General features: G+C 63.6%; 17 protein-coding genes. 4 read left to right on the forward strand and 13 right to left on the reverse strand.

All coding sequences use genetic code 11. The features are described 5' to 3' along the window. Positions 1–13: 13 nt before the first annotated feature. From nagB to ACWA13_RS11625, 6 genes are all read right to left on the reverse strand, one after another. Positions 14–796 carry a glucosamine-6-phosphate deaminase gene (gene nagB / locus ACWA13_RS11600; protein ID WP_463934238.1) on the reverse strand — a complete coding sequence of 261 codons (783 nt, stop codon included), beginning with the start codon at positions 794–796 and terminating at the stop codon, positions 14–16. 33 nt (positions 797–829) lie between these two features. Further along, positions 830–2,401, reverse strand: coding sequence for a transporter (locus tag ACWA13_RS11605; protein ID WP_463934240.1), 1,572 nt, complete (start codon positions 2,399–2,401; stop codon positions 830–832). After that, complete coding sequence (locus ACWA13_RS11610; RefSeq protein ID WP_463934242.1) at positions 2,383–3,192, reverse strand: ABC transporter ATP-binding protein; 810 nt, start codon at positions 3,190–3,192, stop codon at positions 2,383–2,385. The genes ACWA13_RS11605 and ACWA13_RS11610 overlap by 19 nt, the downstream gene beginning before the upstream one ends. Positions 3,193–3,333: 141 nt before the next feature. Beyond that, positions 3,334–4,431 carry an NADH:flavin oxidoreductase/NADH oxidase gene (locus ACWA13_RS11615; RefSeq protein ID WP_463934244.1) on the reverse strand — a complete coding sequence of 366 codons (1,098 nt, stop codon included), beginning with the start codon at positions 4,429–4,431 and terminating at the stop codon, positions 3,334–3,336. Next, a complete protein-coding gene (locus tag ACWA13_RS11620) occupies positions 4,431–5,447 on the reverse strand; it encodes a co-chaperone YbbN (RefSeq protein WP_463934245.1) in 1,017 nt (338 codons plus the stop codon). The genes ACWA13_RS11615 and ACWA13_RS11620 overlap by 1 nt, the downstream gene beginning before the upstream one ends. Before the next feature lie 73 nt (positions 5,448–5,520). Next, positions 5,521–7,317, reverse strand: coding sequence for a DUF8094 domain-containing protein (locus tag ACWA13_RS11625; protein WP_463934247.1), 1,797 nt, complete (start codon positions 7,315–7,317; stop codon positions 5,521–5,523). A 190-nt stretch (positions 7,318–7,507) separates the two neighbouring features. Between ACWA13_RS11625 and ACWA13_RS11630 the strand changes: the two genes are divergently transcribed. Further along, entirely contained in the window at positions 7,508–8,875 is a 1,368-nt protein-coding gene (locus ACWA13_RS11630; RefSeq protein ID WP_463934249.1) for an AI-2E family transporter, read from the forward strand. 51 nt (positions 8,876–8,926) lie between these two features. On the opposite strand, the gene ACWA13_RS11635 is transcribed toward ACWA13_RS11630, so the two are convergent. Together ACWA13_RS11635 and ACWA13_RS11640 are read right to left on the reverse strand one after the other, a co-directional pair. After that, positions 8,927–9,727: an alpha/beta hydrolase gene (locus ACWA13_RS11635; protein ID WP_463934251.1), complete on the reverse strand. Its 801-nt coding sequence runs from the start codon at positions 9,725–9,727 to the stop codon at positions 8,927–8,929. Between the two features lie 43 nt (positions 9,728–9,770). Then, a complete protein-coding gene (locus ACWA13_RS11640; RefSeq protein WP_463934252.1) occupies positions 9,771–10,097 on the reverse strand; it encodes an ATP/GTP-binding protein in 327 nt (108 codons plus the stop codon). Between the two features lie 33 nt (positions 10,098–10,130). On the opposite strand from ACWA13_RS11640, the gene nucS reads away from it, so the two are divergent. The 3 genes from nucS (at position 10,131) to ACWA13_RS11655 (ending at position 12,609) form a co-directional block, all read left to right on the forward strand. Then, positions 10,131–10,826: an endonuclease NucS gene (nucS, locus tag ACWA13_RS11645; protein ID WP_463934254.1), complete on the forward strand. Its 696-nt coding sequence runs from the start codon at positions 10,131–10,133 to the stop codon at positions 10,824–10,826. 25 nt (positions 10,827–10,851) lie between these two features. Beyond that, on the forward strand, positions 10,852–12,141 hold the full coding sequence (locus ACWA13_RS11650) for an N-acetylglucosamine-6-phosphate deacetylase (protein ID WP_463934256.1): 1,290 nt from the start codon (positions 10,852–10,854) through the stop codon (positions 12,139–12,141). Positions 12,142–12,405: 264 nt separating this feature from the next. Then, positions 12,406–12,609, forward strand: coding sequence for a cold-shock protein (locus ACWA13_RS11655; protein ID WP_330187749.1), 204 nt, complete (start codon positions 12,406–12,408; stop codon positions 12,607–12,609). Between the two features lie 117 nt (positions 12,610–12,726). On the opposite strand, the gene ACWA13_RS11660 is transcribed toward ACWA13_RS11655, so the two are convergent. From ACWA13_RS11660 to atpA, 5 genes are all read right to left on the reverse strand, one after another. Further along, positions 12,727–13,158, reverse strand: a complete 432-nt coding sequence (locus ACWA13_RS11660; RefSeq protein ID WP_463934258.1) for a DUF2550 domain-containing protein — start codon at positions 13,156–13,158, stop codon at positions 12,727–12,729. A gap of 10 nt (positions 13,159–13,168) precedes the next feature. Then, a complete protein-coding gene (locus tag ACWA13_RS11665) occupies positions 13,169–13,453 on the reverse strand; it encodes a F0F1 ATP synthase subunit epsilon (protein ID WP_463934260.1) in 285 nt (94 codons plus the stop codon). A 1-nt stretch (position 13,454) separates the two neighbouring features. Continuing rightward, complete coding sequence (gene atpD, locus ACWA13_RS11670) at positions 13,455–14,909, reverse strand: F0F1 ATP synthase subunit beta (RefSeq protein ID WP_463934262.1); 1,455 nt, start codon at positions 14,907–14,909, stop codon at positions 13,455–13,457. Positions 14,910–14,987: 78 nt separating this feature from the next. Continuing rightward, a complete protein-coding gene (locus ACWA13_RS11675; protein ID WP_463934264.1) occupies positions 14,988–15,878 on the reverse strand; it encodes a F0F1 ATP synthase subunit gamma in 891 nt (296 codons plus the stop codon). 73 nt (positions 15,879–15,951) lie between these two features. Then, positions 15,952–17,589 carry a F0F1 ATP synthase subunit alpha gene (gene atpA, locus ACWA13_RS11680; protein WP_463937917.1) on the reverse strand — a complete coding sequence of 546 codons (1,638 nt, stop codon included), beginning with the start codon at positions 17,587–17,589 and terminating at the stop codon, positions 15,952–15,954. Positions 17,590–17,601 lie beyond the last annotated feature (12 nt).

Here is a 17,601-nt window from a genome sequence, read left to right on the forward strand (position 1 = left end):
TTAGCCGCTTGACTCAGAGCCCCTGCCAGTCGGGCTTGTCGTCGTAAGCATGCCGGTAGTAGTCGGCCAGCCGCAGGGAGGACGCAGCGGCCTCGTCGATCAGGATGGTTGCGTGGGGGTGGAACTGCAGGATGGACGCTGCGCAAATGGCAGCTACCGGCCCTTCCACGAAGTCCCGCACGGCCTGCGCCTTCTGCGCGCCGGTAGCCACCAGGACTACGTGCTTCGCATCCATAATGGTCCCCAGCCCTTGTGTTATGACGTGGTGTGGGACCTCCGCAATGCTGTCGAAGAAGCGTGCGTTGTCGCGCCGGGTCTGTTCGATAAGGGTCTTGATCCGGGTGCGCGATGCCAAAGATGACCCGGGTTCGTTGAACCCGATGTGGCCGTCAGTTCCAACACCCAGGATCTGCAGGTCGACCCCGCCCAACTCCTTGATAGCGTCCTCGTAGGCCTGGCATGCCGCGGGAATATCGGCTGCGGCACCGTCTGGACCATGGACGTTCTCCGGCGCAATGTTCACCCGGTTGGTGAACTCCCGGCGGATCACCTCGCGGTAGGACTGCGGGTGCCCGCCGGGAAGTCCGACATACTCATCCAACGCGAAGCCGTGGGCACGGCTGAAATCCAGGCCGTCCCGCTCATGCCGCAGGGCCAGCTCATCGTAAACAGGCAGCGGGGAGGATCCCGTGGCCAGCCCCAGGACAGCATCGGGCTTGCGGCGGACCAATGCTTCAATGGCATCGGCGGCAAGCCGCCCGATCTGTTTGCTGCCGGGCAGGATGACAACCTCCACGATTCACTTTCCTTCTGTACTGTTGCGTTTGGGCTAACGGTTCACGCTGAGCTCGGCCAGCAGTTCGGGGCCGCGGGCATCCAGCCAGCGGCCACCGAGCCTGATGCCCGCCACAAAGAGCGCCAGTCCAAGTATCGGTCCCACGGCCAGATTGATCCATCCGAACACGGCATCGCCCGTAACGCTCTGCGCAATAATCAACCCGATCTCAGGCAGCGCCAGCACCACCAGGACCAACATGCCGCCAAATTGCACCAACATGGTCTGGGCAGCATTGCCCGGAGGTTTCTTGAACGGGCTGTCACCCGGCAGCGGGACGGCGATGTTGTAGCGGGCCGACACCACTGAAGACAGCCCCAGGCCGGTCAACAGCAGGCCGCAGGACAAGCCCAGGATGCCGGGCAGCCAGCTCCAGTCGCCGCTCATGACGAACGGGAAGACGACAAAGAAAGCCACCAGGGGAATCGACAGAATAAGGCAGGCAAGTGCGCGGCCCAGCCGGTCTGCCCGGCCGGCCACGCCTGTGGACAGGTGCAGGGCAAAAGCGGTGTTGTCGTAGGAGATATCGGCGGAAATGGACCAGGCCATCAGGAATGCCGTGAGCGGACCCATGATCACCAGGCTTCCGGCGCCACCGTTCTGCGCCGACTGGAAGAACAGCACAACGGCCAGCAGAGGGATAACCACCAGGGAGCCGCCGTACCGCGGGTCGCGAAACCAATATGTCAGTGCCCGGGCTGTCACAGCTCCGGCCGGTGTGGCCGGCATCAAGCTAAAGAAACCGAGTTTCCGACCACGTTTAGTAGATCCTCCCGAGTAAGCGGGGGTCACCAGGGCTCGGGCCAGCAGGCCTTTCCAGGCCCAGGCAAGCACGGCAAGGTATGCACAGGCCAGTAGGAATTTGAGCGCGGCCGCGCCGGCATTCCCGGCCGCGAGATCGCCCCCGACGGACCATGCCGCCCCCAGTGGGCTCCAGGAAAGAGCCTGTGCCAGGACCGGCAGGAACCCTGCCGAGCTGCTGATCCCCTGTGTCACGCCGACGCCGATGGGGCCAAGCAGCATCAATGGGATGAACGCAATGATGCCGCTGACGTCCTTGAACTTCCGTGAAGACGCCAGGCCTGCGGTGGCAGTGGTGGTCACCCGGGCGATGACGATGCACGTCATGGTTCCGAGTACCGCCCCAACAAGGGCTCCTGCAGCCGGCAACACACCATGGGACCATGTGGCCACTGTGCCCAGTGAGGTCAGAGCGGTGACGGCCCCGGGAATCCCGATCAGCCCGCCCAGCGCAAGTCCAACCAGCATCTGGGGCATGGGGATGGCGTAGGTGGTGAAGCGTGATGGGTCGAGGGTGAGGTCCACGGAGGAAAGGACCACCGGAATCAGGGCCCAGCCCAGCACTGCAGCGGAACCGCTGAGCACGATGATTGTCTGTGCAAGGGCGATGTCTGCCTGGCGCAGCATCACCAGGCCAACCACCAGCGTGACGACAATCCCCACTGCGTACAGGGCGCCGATGACGATGCCCACCAGCTGCCATGGGCTGCGCCGCAGTCCGTTGCGCAGCAGGGTCAGCTTGAGCCTTAGGAGGTGCGCAACCATTCCAGCCCTTCCGTGGTGTGGCGGCCGCCTACCAGCTGCACAAACCGGTCTTCCAGCGATGCACCGTCCCTGACCTCATCAATGGTCCCTGCCGCAAGAAGCCGGCCGCCGGCCACGACGGCAACCCGGTCACACATCCGCTGAACCAGATCCATCACGTGGCTGGAGACAATGACGGTGCCGCCGGACGCCACGTAGCCATCAAGGATTGAGCGGATATTCGCGGCGGACACAGGATCCACCGATTCGAAAGGTTCATCGAGGACCAGCACGCGCGGCGCATGGATCAGTGCAGAAGCCAGGGCGATCTTCTTTGTCATGCCTGCAGAATAATCAACCACCAGGGTTCCGGCGTCCTTGACCAGATCCATGGCAGCCATCAGGTCCGCAACGCGGGCGGCCACGGTATCCCCGTCCATGCCGTGCAGCAGGCCGGCGTAAGTGACCAGCTGTTCGCCGGTGAGCCTGTCAAACAGGCGGACACCGTCGGGGAGGATGCCCAGCAGCTTTTTGGCCTCAAGCGGACGCTGCCAGACGTCGACTCCGTGGACAGCCGCGGATCCGAGGTCCGGACGCAGGAGCCCGGTGGCCATCGACAGTGTGGTGGTCTTGCCGGCGCCGTTAGGGCCGACCACGCCGAAAAATGAACCGGCGGGAACATCAAGGCTGATGCCGTTGACGGCGATCTTCTCGCCGAACCTCTTGGCCAGTCCACGGATGGCGAGCGCGGGTACGGAGCCACCGTCCGGCGGCGGCGTGGGCAGGTCCGGCAGCGGGTATTGAGCAGTCATGGTGCCAGCCTAGTCCGCTCCATCCCTTGGGAGAGTCCTCCCGGAGGAGTAGGGCTCCAGGCGTACGGAGGATGATCAGGCTGCGGTTCCGGAGGTACATCGGCAGTACATGGGCAGTAAATTCAGCGCAACAACAAACGCCTAATACGAACGCCGGGGATAAGCCCGCTGGTATTGCGGAAGCCAGTCCTGCCGGAAGCCGAGCTCGACGCCGGCACGCAGCCACCAGTGCGGATCACGCAGGGCAGCGCGAGCCAGGAACACGGCGTCCGCCTGGCCGCTGACAAGGATGTGTTCTGCCTGTTCGGCTGTGGTAATCATGCCGACAGTTCCGGTAGCGACGCCGGCCTGTTCCCGGATTGTCGCCGCAAACGCGGTCTGGTAGCCAGGCCCCGGGCGGATGTTCTGGTGGGCAACGGCGCCGCCACTGGAAACGTCAATCAAATCAACGCCGCGCTCAGCTGCCTTAGCCGCAAGGCGCACGGAGGCGTCAATGTCCACACCGCCGTCAGCCCAGTCCGTTGCGGAAATCCGGAGCAGCAACGGCATGCCGTCCGGAATGGCCTCGCGGACGGTGTCCACCACGGCCAGCATCAACCGGTTGCGGCCGGCCTCGTGACCGCCCCAGGAGTCGCTGCGCTGGTTAATGAGGGGACTCTGGAACTGATGCAGCAGGTAGCCGTGGGCGCCATGGATCTCCACGGTGTCGAACCCGGCTTCCACCGCGCGCAGGGCTGCCGACCTGAAGTCGGCAATAACGGCCAGGATGTCCTCCTCGGTCATTTCCCTGGGCGTTGCGTAGCCGTCGAATGCCACCGGCGACGGGCCTACTGTCTCCCAGCCGCCGTCGGCAGCTTCGACGCTGCCAGTACTGCCTGAGAACGGCCAATAGGTGGAGGCCTTTCGCCCCGCGTGCGCCAGTTGGACACCGATTTTGGCATTGCTGTTGTTGTGGATGAAATCGGTGATCCGGCGCCACGACTGCACTTGGGCGTCGTTGTAGATGCCGGCGTCCCTGGGGCTGATCCTGCCCGCTGGGTTAACCGCGGCCGCCTCTGTAAGGATCAGGGCAGCGCCGCCGATCGCGAAGGATCCGAGGTGCACCAGATGCCAGTCTGTGGGAACTCCCTCCGCTTCGCCGGGCTCACAGCTGTACTGGCACATCGGCGAAACCCAGCCCCGGTGGGGCAGTTCCAGCGAGCGCAATGACAGCGGTGTAAAGAGCAGCGGGTCTGCCACTAGAACAGCACGCGTGCCAGGGCCTGGCGGGCCGCGACCACCCGCGGGTCGGACACCCCCACAACGTCGAAGAGCTCAAGCAGGCGGACCCGGGCGGCCTCACGTTCCGGCCCGAAGTTCCGGCCAATGAATGCAACCACCCGGTTGAGCCCGTCCTCGACGTGCCCGCCGGCGATGTCCAGGTCTGCCACGCCAAGCTGGGCATCAAGGTTATCCGGTTCGTTGGCTGCAAGGGTGCGCAGAGCCTCGCTGTCCTCGGCGGACAGGGGCTGCAGCCTGGCCATCAGTTCCACCTGGGCCAGGCCTTCCTTCGCCTGGGTGTCCGCCGGGGCCTCCCGGAGGGCCTGGCGGTAGGCAGCCGCTGCGGCGGCGAAATCCCCGGCCTCGATGGCGTCGTAGGCTTCCTGATGCAGCGGCGGCAGTGGTGCAGGCTGGTCGGCTTCGGCAGCTCCCCCGCCCACGTTGCCGGCGACGCCGTTGGCCGCGGCGACCTTGAGGAGTTCGTCCAGCAGGCTCCGGATCTGGCTCTCATCCGCGGAACCCTGGAACAGCGGGACGGGCTGGCCCTTGAGCACTGCCACGGCGGTTGGCACGGATTGGACCTGGAAGGCCTGAGCCAGCTGCGGGAAGGAATCGATGTCGGCTGCGCCCAGCACGAGCCTGCCGGCGTAGCTGTCCACGATCCTTCCCAAGGTGTCACGCAGGCCTGCGGACTCAAGCGCAAGTGTCGACCACAGGACAAAGACGACAGGAACCTGGGCAGACAGTTCCACCAGGCCCTGGAAGTTCTGTTCGGTGACCTCAACCCTTAGCGATGCCTGCGCGCCGGGCGCGCGCTCGGCGGCGGCACCTGCTGAAGTTTCAGCTCCAGGTGCTCCACCACCGCTCTGGACAGCAGATGCACCGGGCGGTGCAGCCGGAGGCCGCTGTTTCAGGGAGGAAAGGTCGACGGCGCCACGCAGGTTAAGCTGGCTGGCGCCGGCGGGCTGGACTGGACGGGAAGCAGGCGAACTCATGCCTCCCACTTTAGCCACTCGATGCCCCGCCGGCGCCATTGGGCGCTGCGCCGCATGACGCGCACAACTGCCGCTACTTGAAGCTGGCCCCCACCAGTCCACGGTTCGCGGCAATGAGCTGCATGGGATCCGCGGAACCTGCCGGCGGAACGTAGACGGCTACGGACTCCGCGAAGTTCAGCACCATACCTGTAGCAGTTTCGGTGCCGCCGGCCAGGACGGCAGCGTCTTCACCGATGGTCAGCTTGTCACCTTCGGCCTTGGGCGTGCCATCAAAGGCAAAAGTGAGCCTGCCGAGCACCAGCGCGCCGCCGTCGCCGGTCCGGAACACTGTGGTGCTCGCCGGATCAACCTTGTGGGTGAAGGCGAACGTACCGTTGGTCCCGGCGGTGACAACCTCATCCTGGTAGGACAGCGTGTCCGCGATGTACGGCGAGGCGGCTCCGTCTACCAGCTTGTCTTTGAATGCCGATTCGGCAGTGGTCAGGCGGTCGGCCAGGCCGGCAAGGGCTTCATCGCCGCTGTACAGCAGTCCGGACTTGTCGGCAGGAGCCAACGTCTGCGCAGCACCGTCACGGTCAAGGGCCGGCAGGGTGACGCCTGGCTGGAGCAACGTGGTCTTGGTCAGCTTGTAGTTCTCACGCGGAGAGTTCTGGACCAATGTCAGAAGCTGGGGGACAGCATTTCCTTCGCCCTGGGTCACTGCCAGCACGGAACGTGGCCACTGCGGCTGCTCCGTCACGACGCTGGTCAGCAGTTTGGTGGAGCGGACGGGCGTCCGGGCGGCATAGGAGCCAACGGCTGCACTGATCTTGTAGTTCTGGGTACGTACTTCAAGTTCCGTTTCCGCCACCCGCGGTTGGAGCTTGCTGGCGTCTTTCGCGGCATCGGCTGCGTCAACGGTGCTGGCTACTTGTTCCAGAACGCGGCGCAGCTGCGCTTCGAGCAGAACCGGGGCAACGGGCGCCCCTGCCACTTCCGTTGATGGCGCGCCGGTGGAGTCCGTGGGCGCCGGAGTAGCGGCAAGCGCCGGAGCGCCGGTTCCAACCACGACGGCGGCCGTCGCGGCAGCGACGACCAACCGAAGGCGGGCGCCGGGCTTCCCGGCGTCAGGGTTTTCGGTGCCACCAGCGGCCGGGACGTCGGTACCCGCAGCGGATGGATCGTGGGGAACGAAGGGCGACTTGGCAGTACTGCGGGTTTTGTTGCCGCCGTCGCCGTTCTTCCCGGCGTTCTTCCTGCCCCGGCCGCCGTCCTTGCCACGGAACAAGCCGAGGGCCAGGAGAACGATCCCTGCGAAGAGGATCAGCGAGCCTGCAACAATCAGTGGAACTGCCCACGGGGTAGAGGTGTCATTAGGGAACGTCATGGAAATCTCCGTGGGTGCGGCGGCAGTACCATCGCCGGCCAGGAGCAGGGACCACTCGCCGTCGGCCGGAGCCGTCCAGGTGTAGTCAAGCTGCCCGTTGGCGTTCTCGCTGGAAACCCACAGATCGGATCCGGTGGGCGTCGGCGCTGTGGCCTCGCCGTCGGTGTGTTCCACCTGCAGTGACTTCTGATCCTCGGAGACACCACTAACGGTGTTATGGCTTGTCCCGCCAACCCAGGCATCAACGTCTCCCGGACGGCCTACAGCGAGGAAGAAGCCGCCGTCACCCTTGACGTCGATCTTGACGGTTCCACCATGGATTGTGCGGAGTTTCTCATCGATCACTGTCAGCGGAGCGGCGGCCGGTTCACCTGCCACCGAGGCGGTGAAAGTCTCCGAAGGAGCCCAGATGGTCTTCTGTCCGATGCCGGCCAGGAGAGTAAGGAGGCCGAGCAGCACGAGTGCGGCTGCAGTCTTGAAACGCAAGGAATCACCTATCATCAGCGGGGTTTATCTTCAATGGTAACGGTTTTATTACTAATACCTCAGTCGGCGAGTCAATCACGGCTCGTGGCAGGGCCCGCTAAAACGTTCCATCCCGCCGCTGGCAAGGCTGCTGATAGTGTTTGCGATGATCATCACATCAGGCCCGCGGCAGCGGTGCCATGCACGGTAAGGGCACCAAACTCCAGTGACTGAACATCAGGAATCGCCCGCCGGGAACCCGCAAGCCGACTCCTCGGCCGACTCTTCAGTCGACTCCATGGCAGGCCCAACAGCCACCGAGCCCACCCAACAACCCGAACCTGCCGTTCCGGCCGCTGTGCAGGCCGCCGGGAGGCGTCCATTCCCGCAGGCGGCGTTCGGGGCCCTGGTGCAAAAGCTCCGGCAGCCCCTCCCCGGCGCCCAGCCGCGGCGGCGCTTCGAAATGCCGCCGGAACAGCGCATGGCAGACCCGTCCTCCGGGAGCCATCCGGCTGCTGAAGGCCCGGACGCCGCTCTCGCGCAGGCCGGCGCACGGACGCCGTTCCAACACCCGTTGTATTTCGGCTTTATGGGGACGGTGGGCGTGGGCTGCGCGCTCCTGTTCTTCTGGATCGGGAGCAACATCACACAGTTGCTGCTGTGGATCGTCACCGCTCTGTTCATCGCGCTTGGCCTGGATCCGGTCGTCCGCTGGCTGGAAGGGCGCAGGATTCCCCGGCCGGCCGGCATCCTGGTGTCCGTTGGTGTCCTGGCGGCATCGGTGGCCGGTTTTATCGCCATCCTGATTCCCACCATCGTGGAACAGGTCACGGAAGTCGTGGAGCAGGCACCAACCTGGATCCGGGACTTTATCAACTCCGATCTCTTCCGCAGTGCTGACGACCAGTTCGGCATCCGCGACCGGATCAATGAGGAACTCGAAAAGTTCGCCAATGATCCCCAGGCGATGAGCGGGATTTTTGGCGGCGTGGTGGGTTTCGGATCAACGGTGGCAAACGGCCTTTTCGGAACCTTGATCGTGCTGGTCCTGAGCCTGTACTTCCTGGCGGCCATGCCCTCCATGAAACGGTGGGGCTACCGGCTCGCGCCGCGGTCCCGCCGTGCCCGGGTGGAAGTACTATCGGAGCAGATCACCCGCTCGGTGGGCAATTACGTCATCGGTCAGGCATGCGTTGCCGTACTTAACGCCACCTTCGCCTTCATCGTGATGTCCATCCTGGGCATACCGTTCGCCGTTCTGCTGGCGTTTGTGGTTGCCCTGCTGGCCTTCATTCCCCTGGTGGGCGGATTGATTGCAGCCGTAGTCGTCCTCCTGATTTCACTGACCGTCGGCTGGCAAACCACGGCCATCTACGCCGTCTGCTACTTCGCCTACCTGCAGTTTGAGGCCTACTTCATCTCGCCGCGCATCATGCAGAAGGCGGTGGCCGTCCCGGGCGCCGTTGCCGTGATCTCCGTCATTGCCGGCGGGTCCCTCCTGGGAATCCTCGGTGCCCTCATCGCCATCCCCACCGCAGCGGCCGTCCTGCTGCTGGTCAAGGAAGTCTTCATCGTCCGCCAGGACAGCCACTAGCGGACAGCCGCTCCATCCGCTGATCGGCGCCGGCTCGAACGTTGGAGCGACTCAGGCTGGTGCGGTGGCCATCGGTCCGGACCACTCCTGGGGAAGGCCTGTGGGGCCGGCACCGGCGGGCGTGACGTCGTCGACTATCTCGTTGAGGACCCGCGCCGCATACTTCTCCCCTACCCACAGGTGCTTGGCACCGTTGACGCCCAGGATCCGGGCCTGCGGCACCTTGCTGAAGCGTGCCTGCGCTTCGTCCGGTTTGAGGTAGTCGTCGTGCTCCGGCACCAGCACGGTCAACGGCTTCCCTGAAACGCCCCAGGCATCCAGGTCCCCGTCGCCGGCCCGGTGCAGCGGCGGGGAAAGCAGCACAGCGCCTTCCGTCTGCGAGGCCACCGGCTCCACAGCCCCGTACATCAGCGCCAGCTCCGTGCCGAAGCTCCAGCCCACCAGCCAGCGGTTCGGCAGCCCGTGGTCGACGGCAAACTGCACTGCAGCTTCGACGTCATACCTCTCGCCTTTGCCGTCCTGGAACTCACCCTGGCTGGTTCCACGCGGCGAGGAGGTGCCACGCGTGTTGAACCGGAGTATCGCCACTCCGGCCAACGCAGGCAGTCGGTAGGACGCCTTGCGGTACACGTGCGAATCCATGAAGCCGCCATGGGTGGGCAACGGATGAAGAGCGATCAAGGTGGCCGTCACGGCCCCCGACTCAGGCATCGCCAGCTCCCCCACCAGGGTGAGGCCGTCTTCCGTATGCAGCTCTACATTCTCCCGTTTGGCCGGAAGGACCGTGGCCGCCCGGATGGGGGCAGGGGCGGAAGGCTGGTGGAAAACGTACGACGACGGGTCAAAAGTCATGCCTTACAGCTTAGCCGGGCGCCGCATGGCTCAGCGGCAGGGTTTAGCGGTAGCGGTAGGTGCGGCCCTGCCAGCAGTTCGCATGCCAGTGCCGCCTCTCGGCCAGGCCGACGGAACTGCCAAAAATGTGGTCGTCCTTCCACACCACCAGGTGGGCGATTCCGGGCGGGACCTGACGGGAGCAACCGGGGCAGATGTAAGTTTTCTCGGCGTTGCGTGCGGTCATGGTGCGGACAATCCAGTCGCCGTCCGGGGCGCTCTCACGCCGGGCGATGCCGGAACGCGCGCGCTCCAGATCCAGCTCGGGCACGGCGTTCAGGGGGTTTCCCTTCCGTACACCGGGCCGGCGTGGTCGGTTGGAACGTGGCATTCCTCTACGGTACAACCCGGTAGTCTTGTCCGCGTGCGTCTAGTCATTGCCCGTTGCTCAGTTGATTACGTCGGCCGCCTGAAGGCCCACCTCCCGCTTGCCACCCGGCTGCTGGTGGTCAAGGCCGACGGCTCCGTCCTGGTCCATTCCGACGGCGGCTCCTACAAGCCGCTGAACTGGATGAGCCCGCCTGCCACGCTCCGCGTGGCCTCCCCCGACGACGTGGAGCTGGAAACCGGCGTAATGGAGCAGTGGACGGTTCAGTCCACCAAAACCGACGACCGGCTGATCATCAATATCCATGAACAGCTGCACGATTCCTCGCACGATCTTGGCGTTGATCCCGGGCTTATCAAGGACGGTGTGGAGGCAGATCTCCAGCGTCTGCTGGCCGAACAGATTGAAACCCTGGGTACCGGGTTCTCCCTCATCCGCCGCGAGTACTTCACGGCGATCGGGCCTGTGGACATCCTGGCCCGGGACGCCGACGGTTCCACCGTAGCCATCGAGCTCAAGCGCAGGGGCGACATTGACGGCGTCGAACAGCTCACCCGGTATCTGGAACTGCTCAACCGCGACCCTCTGCTGGCACCGGTCCGCGGCATTTTTGCAGCCCAGCAAATCAAACCGCAGGCGAAAGTCCTGGCAGCCGACCGCGGCATCGACTGCATCACCCTGGACTACGACGCCATGCGGGGTGTTGACGACAGCGGGTCCCGGCTGTTCTGAGGTACGGCACCTCTAGAATCAGTCCATGACTTACAGCCCGGCGTTCTTTGTCCCACCCGCGTCTTCACGCTTCATTCTGGCGGGGAACATCATCACGGACGGTCAGTCCATCCCGGACGCCCTGCTGGCTGTGGACGGTGACCGGATTGCCTATGCCGGCCCAAGGGACGGATTCCCGGCGGAAGCCAATGGATTTGCGGGCGTGGAAACGACGTTCCTGCCCGACGGCAGCCAGATTCTCCCCGGGCTGATTGATATCCACTGCCACGGCGGCAATGGCGGCGATTTCCCGGCCGGTGACGAATCATCCGCCCGGCACGCGATCGACTTCCTGCACCGCGCCGGAACGACCACCCTGCTCGCCAGCATGGTCACTGCGCCGCCAGCGGCGCTGCTGCGGGGAGTCGAGCTTCTCAGCAGGCTCACGGAAGAGGGCCTCCTTGCCGGAATCCACCTCGAGGGCCCATTTCTGTCGCGTGCGCGCTGCGGCGCCCAGAATCCTGACTACCTCCTGAATCCGGACCTTGAGCTAACCGCGGACCTGCTGGCAGCCGCCCGCGGCAAGCTGGCCACCATGACCTATGCCCCCGAATTGCCCGGGGCAGGCGAGCTAGTGGATCTACTGACGTCCCACGGTGTTGTCCCCTCACTGGGACATACCGATGCGGATGACCCGACAACCGCCGCATCGCTGGCCGCGGCACGGGACGGACTCGCCTCCGAGGGTTTTGACGGCAGCAGTCCCCTGCCCACCGTCACCCATCTCTTCAACGGCATGCCTCCGCTCCATCACCGCTCACCCGGTCCCGTCGCTGCGTGCCTTCGCATCGCTGCCGCCGGCCACGCCGTTGTGGAACTTATTGCCGATGACACCCATCTTGCTCCGGAGACGGTGGCAACAGTTTTTGGGCTGGTAGGGCGTGCCAACATCGCCCTGGTGACGGATTCGATGGCGGCTGCCGGGCTTTCTGACGGAAAGTACATGCTGGGACCGTCTCCCGTGACCGTGACTGACGGTGTTGCCACCCTGGATGCCACGGGCTCGATCGCGGGGGGTACGGCGACCCTCCTCGATGTGGTCCGACGCACGGTGGCAGCCGGAATCCCTTTGCCCGATGCGGTCTTTTCCGCCACCGCGGTCCCGGCCGCTGTCCTGGGGCTCTCGGATGAAGCAGGCGGGCTGCGCCGCGGCCTTCGCGCCGACGCAGTGGTGGTTCGCGAGGGGTTGGAGCTTTGCGGCGTCCTCCGGAAGGGCAAGTGGCTTATGCATCCGCAGCCTCAGCCCTCCGGCGGGGGCGCACAGTTAGCCCATTAAGCCTCTGACCACGGGGTTTACCTGTTTTTTACGCGAAATTTGTCCGTACGGCCACCCAAACCGTTGACCAGAAGCGACTGCCGTGGAATTCTTAGAGCAGTCTTTGTGTAGGTGTTTTTCATGCTCGCAAGACATGTTGCGAGCGCGAAGCTCCTGCAACGCCGGAACCTTTTGGGGACAGCAGGTCAGGATTCTTCTCGCGGAGTAACCAGGCCAGCACGCAGTGTGCTGGACTGAAATTAGTTCCACAATGAGGAGAAATAAATGGCACTGGGAACCGTCAAGTGGTTCAACGCTGAAAAGGGTTTCGGCTTCATCACCCCGGATGACTCCGATGGAGACGTCTTCGTTCACTACTCCGAAATCCAGACGGGCGGCTTCAAGACCCTCGATGAGAACCAGCGGGTTCAGTTCGAGATCGGTCAGGGCGCCAAGGGTCCGCAGGCCACCGGTGTAACGCTGGTCTAGCCTCGGCGGTTTCCGGCAGTTCGCCGGCAGCCACTACCAAATGATCCTCGGTATATATACCGGGGATCATTTGGTAGTGGCCGTTGCGGTAGCGTCGCCTGGGTCCGTTACCGGCCCCTAACGCCAGGTACCTACTCCGATAACCGGCCCTGCCTCCAACCAGGACGACAGTCCGGTGTAGGCATCGAACTTCATGGCGAGCCGTACGTCGCGGCCTTCATAGCGAAGATCCACGATCACTACGCCGGGCTGAACCTTCACCAGTTCACCCTCAGTGGGGGCTCGGCGTCCCAGCAGCTCCAAGGAGCTGCGTTTGAATGAATACCGGGGCCGCACATTCAATGACAGCAGCTTGAACCATTCCAGCTCGTTGTCCTGGTAACGACAAACCCCCATCTGCCAGCGGTTTCCCGACAGGCAAATGGAGGCGTCCACGGTGCCCAGGGCGCGCCGCAATGTTATGCGGCGCACCCCGGAGAGGCACAGTGCAATAATCAACAGTCCCAGAGCGACTGCTATGGCGATGAACGGAAAACTCAGTGCGTCCATCAAGGTGGTACTAGCGGATCCCTGCAGTAGCCGCTTCACCCAACTGGGCGTTGTCGGCAACAATAACCACCCGGTCGTTGTCTACGGAAAAAAATCCTCCGTCTACAGCTACCGACAGGCGGTCACCGGAAACCGGCTCAATGGCCAGTTCACCCTCGGCCAGGATCGCCAGCAGTGGCGAGTGGCCGGGGAGGATCCCAATTTCACCATCGCTGGTACGGGCCTTCACCATCTTGGCCGCTCCGGACCACACAAAGTGGTCCGCCGCGACAATCTCAACCTCAAGCTCAGCCATATTACTTGGTCTGTTCCTGGATCTTGGCCCACTGGCGCTCGACGTCATCGAGGCCACCAACGTTGAAGAACGCCTGCTCTGCCACGTGGTCGAGATCGCCGTCACAGATCGCCGTGAAGCCTTCAACAGTGTCCTTGATGGACACGGTGGAGCCTTCGACGCCGGTGAACTGCTTGGCGGTGTAGGTGTTCTGCGAGAGGAACTGCTGGATGCGGCGTGCACGCGACACGACGATCTTGTCCTCTTCGGAGAGTTCGTCAACGCCGAGGATGGCGATGATGTCCTGGAGTTCCTTGTTCTTCTGCAGGATCTGCTTCACGCGCACAGCGGTGTTGTAGTGGTCCTTGCCGATGTACTGGGGATCCAGGATGCGGGAGGTCGACGTCAGCGGGTCAACGGCCGGGTACAGACCACGGGAGGCGATTTCACGGGAAAGTTCCGTGGTTGCGTCGAGGTGTGCGAAGGTCGTTGCCGGGGCCGGGTCGGTGTAGTCATCTGCGGGAACGTAGATGGCCTGCATCGAGGTGATGGAGTGGCCCTTGGTGGACGTAATGCGCTCCTGGAGGAGACCCATCTCGTCTGCCAGGTTCGGCTGGTAGCCCACAGCTGACGGCATACGGCCGAGGAGGGTGGAAACCTCAGAACCTGCCTGCGTGAAGCGGAAAATGTTGTCGATGAAGAGCAGCACGTCCTGGTTCTGCACATCGCGGAAGTACTCCGCCATGGTCAGAGCGGACAGTGCAACACGCAGACGCGTTCCCGGCGGCTCATCCATCTGGCCGAACACAAGGGCAGTGTCCTTGAGAACGCCTGCCTCCTCCATTTCAACCCAGAGGTCGTTGCCCTCACGGGTACGCTCGCCAACACCGGCGAAGACGGAAGTACCACCGAAGTTGCGCGCAACGCGGGTGATCATTTCCTGGATCAGAACGGTCTTGCCCACGCCGGCGCCGCCGAAGAGGCCGATCTTTCCACCCTTGATGTACGGGGTGAGAAGGTCGATGACCTTGATGCCGGTTTCCAGCATCTCGGTGGAACCTTCGAGCGTCGCGAAGGCAGGAGCCTTGCGGTGGATGGGCCAGCGTTCGCTGATGTCCAGTTCCGACTCTGCAACGTCCAGGGGCTGGCCCAGGACGTTGAAGATGTGGCCCTTGACGCCGTCGCCAACAGGCACGGAGATCGGAGCGCCGGAGTCGACGACCGACGTGCCGCGGACGAGTCCGTCGGTTGCCTGAAGCGAGATGGCGCGGATGAGGTTGTCACCCAGGTGCTGGGAGGTCTCGAACGTGATGGTTTTGGTCTCACCGTTGAGAGTAATCTCGGTGGTGAGGGCGTTGTAAATCGACGGGATTGCGTCAGCCGGGAATTCGACGTCGACAACCGGGCCGATAACACGGGCGATACGGCCGGTAGCACCGGACGTGGCGGCTACGTGTTCGGTAGCAGTGGCAGTCATCTCTCTCACTTCACTCAGTAGATGGCGTGGGGTTAAGTTCTATCTTTGATGCAGGACTAGCTGTGCCCGAAGCGGGGGCTACGACGCGAGGGCGTCGGCACCGGCCACAATCTCGGAAAGCTCCTGCGTAATTTCAGCCTGGCGGGCCGTGTTGCGCAGACGCGTGTACTTCTTGATGAGGTCCGTAGCGTTGTCGCCCGCGGACTTCATGGCCCGCTGGCGTGCGGCAAGCTCCGAAGCTGCTGCCTGCAACATGGCTGCGAAGAGTCGGGACTCGATGTACCGCGGAAGCAGGGCATCAAGAACCCGCTCGGATTCCGGCTCGAACTCATAGAGGGGCAGCAGGTCCGTGTCCGAAGCGGCCTCCTCCTCCACGACCTCAAGCGGCAACAAGCGGATGACTGTCGGTTCCTGCGTCACCATTGACTTGAAGCGGGTGTAGACGACGTGGATCTCGTCCACTCCCCCGTCCTCGTAGTCCTTGGCGAATTCGGCCAGCAGCACTTCGCCGATTTCGCGGGCGGTAGCAAACTCCGGAGCATCCGTTCCGCCGGTCCAGACCTGCTCGGACGGACGGTTGCGGAAGTCGAAGTACGCCTGCGCCTTGCGGCCGACGAGGTAGGTCTTAACTTCCTTGCCTTCGGCGTGGAGCAGCTCATTGAGACCTTCCACCTGCTTGAGCACACTTGCCGAGTAGGAACCTGCCAGGCCACGGTCCGAGGTGATTACCAGGACGGCGGCGCGGCGGATCTGCTCCGGCTCAGTGGTCAGAGGGTGGTCGATTTCGCTTTGGCTTGCGACAGCAGAAACGGCACGCGTGATCGCGTTCGCGTAAGGCAGTGAAGCTGCTACGCGCGCACGGGCCTTGCCGATGCGCGAGGTAGCGATCAGTTCCATCGCCTTGAAGATCTTGCGCATCGACGTGGTCGAGCTGATCTTCTGGCGGTAGACCCGAATCTGGGCTCCCATACTTATCCTTTCCTAAGATTCCGTAAACCCGATGTGCCGGACCTGGGCGGCCCGGCACATCAGGTCAGCGGAACTAGCGCTTCTGCTTGACGATTTTTTCCTGGTCGACCTCGGCGTCAGAGATAGCGTTGTGCTCCTCGTGGCCGGCTCCTACCAGGTGGTTGTCACCCTCACCGAAGAAGCCCTTTTTGAAGTCCACGATCGCGGTCTTCAGTGCTTCTGCGGTGTCGTCGTCCATTACGTTGGTCTGTGCCAGCGTGGTGAGGATCGAGGACTTGTGGGTCAGGTGCTCCAGGAACTCAGTCTCGAAGCGGTTGACGTCTTCAACCGGAACGTCGTCCAGGTAGCCGTTGGTACCGGCCCAGATGGAAACGACCTGGTTCTCGACCGGGAACGGCGAGTACTGGCCCTGCTTGAGCAGTTCCATCAGGCGCGCCCCACGGGTCAGCTGCTGGCGGGAAGCCGCATCCAGGTCCGAGGCGAACATGGCGAATGCCTGCATGTCCCGGTACTGGGCAAGCTCCAGCTTCAACGTACCGGAGACCTTCTTCATGGACTTCACCTGCGCCGAACCGCCAACGCGGGAGACAGAAACACCCACGTCAACAGCGGGGCGCTGGTTGGCGTTGAAGAGGTCAGACTGCAGGAAGATCTGGCCATCAGTAATGGAGATTACGTTGGTCGGGATGTAGGCGGAAACGTCGTTCGCCTTGGTCTCGATCAACGGCAGCCCGGTCATGGAGCCGGCACCGAGCTCATCAGAGAGCTTGGCACAACGCTCCAGGAGGCGGGAGTGCAGGTAGAAGACGTCGCCGGGGTAGGCTTCGCGTCCCGGCGGACGGCGCAGCAGCAGTGATACTGCACGGTAAGCCTCGGCCTGCTTGGAGAGGTCATCAAACACGATGAGGACGTGCTTGCCGCCGTACATCCAGTGCTGGCCGATGGCCGAACCGGCGTACGGTGCAAGGTACTTGAAGCCGGCGGGGTCCGACGCAGGGGAAGCCACGATGGTGGTGTATTCCAGCGCGCCGTTGTCCTCGAGGGTCTGGCGGACAGCGGCGATGGTGGACGCCTTCTGGCCGATAGCCACATAGATGCAGCGAACCTGCTTGGTCACATCGCCCGAAGCCCAGTTGGCCTTCTGGTTGATGATGGTGTCGATCGCGATGGCGGATTTGCCGGTCTGGCGGTCACCGATAATCAGCTGACGCTGGCCACGGCCAATCGGAATCATCGCGTCGATGGCCTTCAGGCCGGTCTGCATCGGCTCGTGGACCGACTTACGCTGGGTTACGCCCGGAGCCTGGAGTTCCAGTGCACGGGTGGTCTCGGCCTTGATCTCGCCGAGGTCGTCGATGGGCACGCCCAGCGGGTCGACAACACGGCCGAGGAAAGCGTCGCCCACGGGTACGGACAGAACCTGCCCGGTGCGGTGCACTTCCTGGCCTTCTTCGATGCCGGTGAAGTCACCGAGTACGATGACGCCGATCTCGCGGACGTCGAGGTTCTGGGCCAGGCCCAGGGTGCCGTCCTCGAAGCGAAGCAGCTCGTTCGCCATGACCGAGGGAAGGCCCTCAACACGGGCGATGCCGTCACTTGCGGTGGTTACGCGGCCGACCTCTACGCGTTCTGCGTTTCCGGGTTCGTAGGACGCCGCGAACTCGTTCAGCGCATTACGGACGTCGTCGGCGTTGATGGTCAATTCGGCCATCTGCAGTCCCTG

It is taken from the genome of Pseudarthrobacter sp. TRD_SC_9 (genome assembly GCF_055361265.1).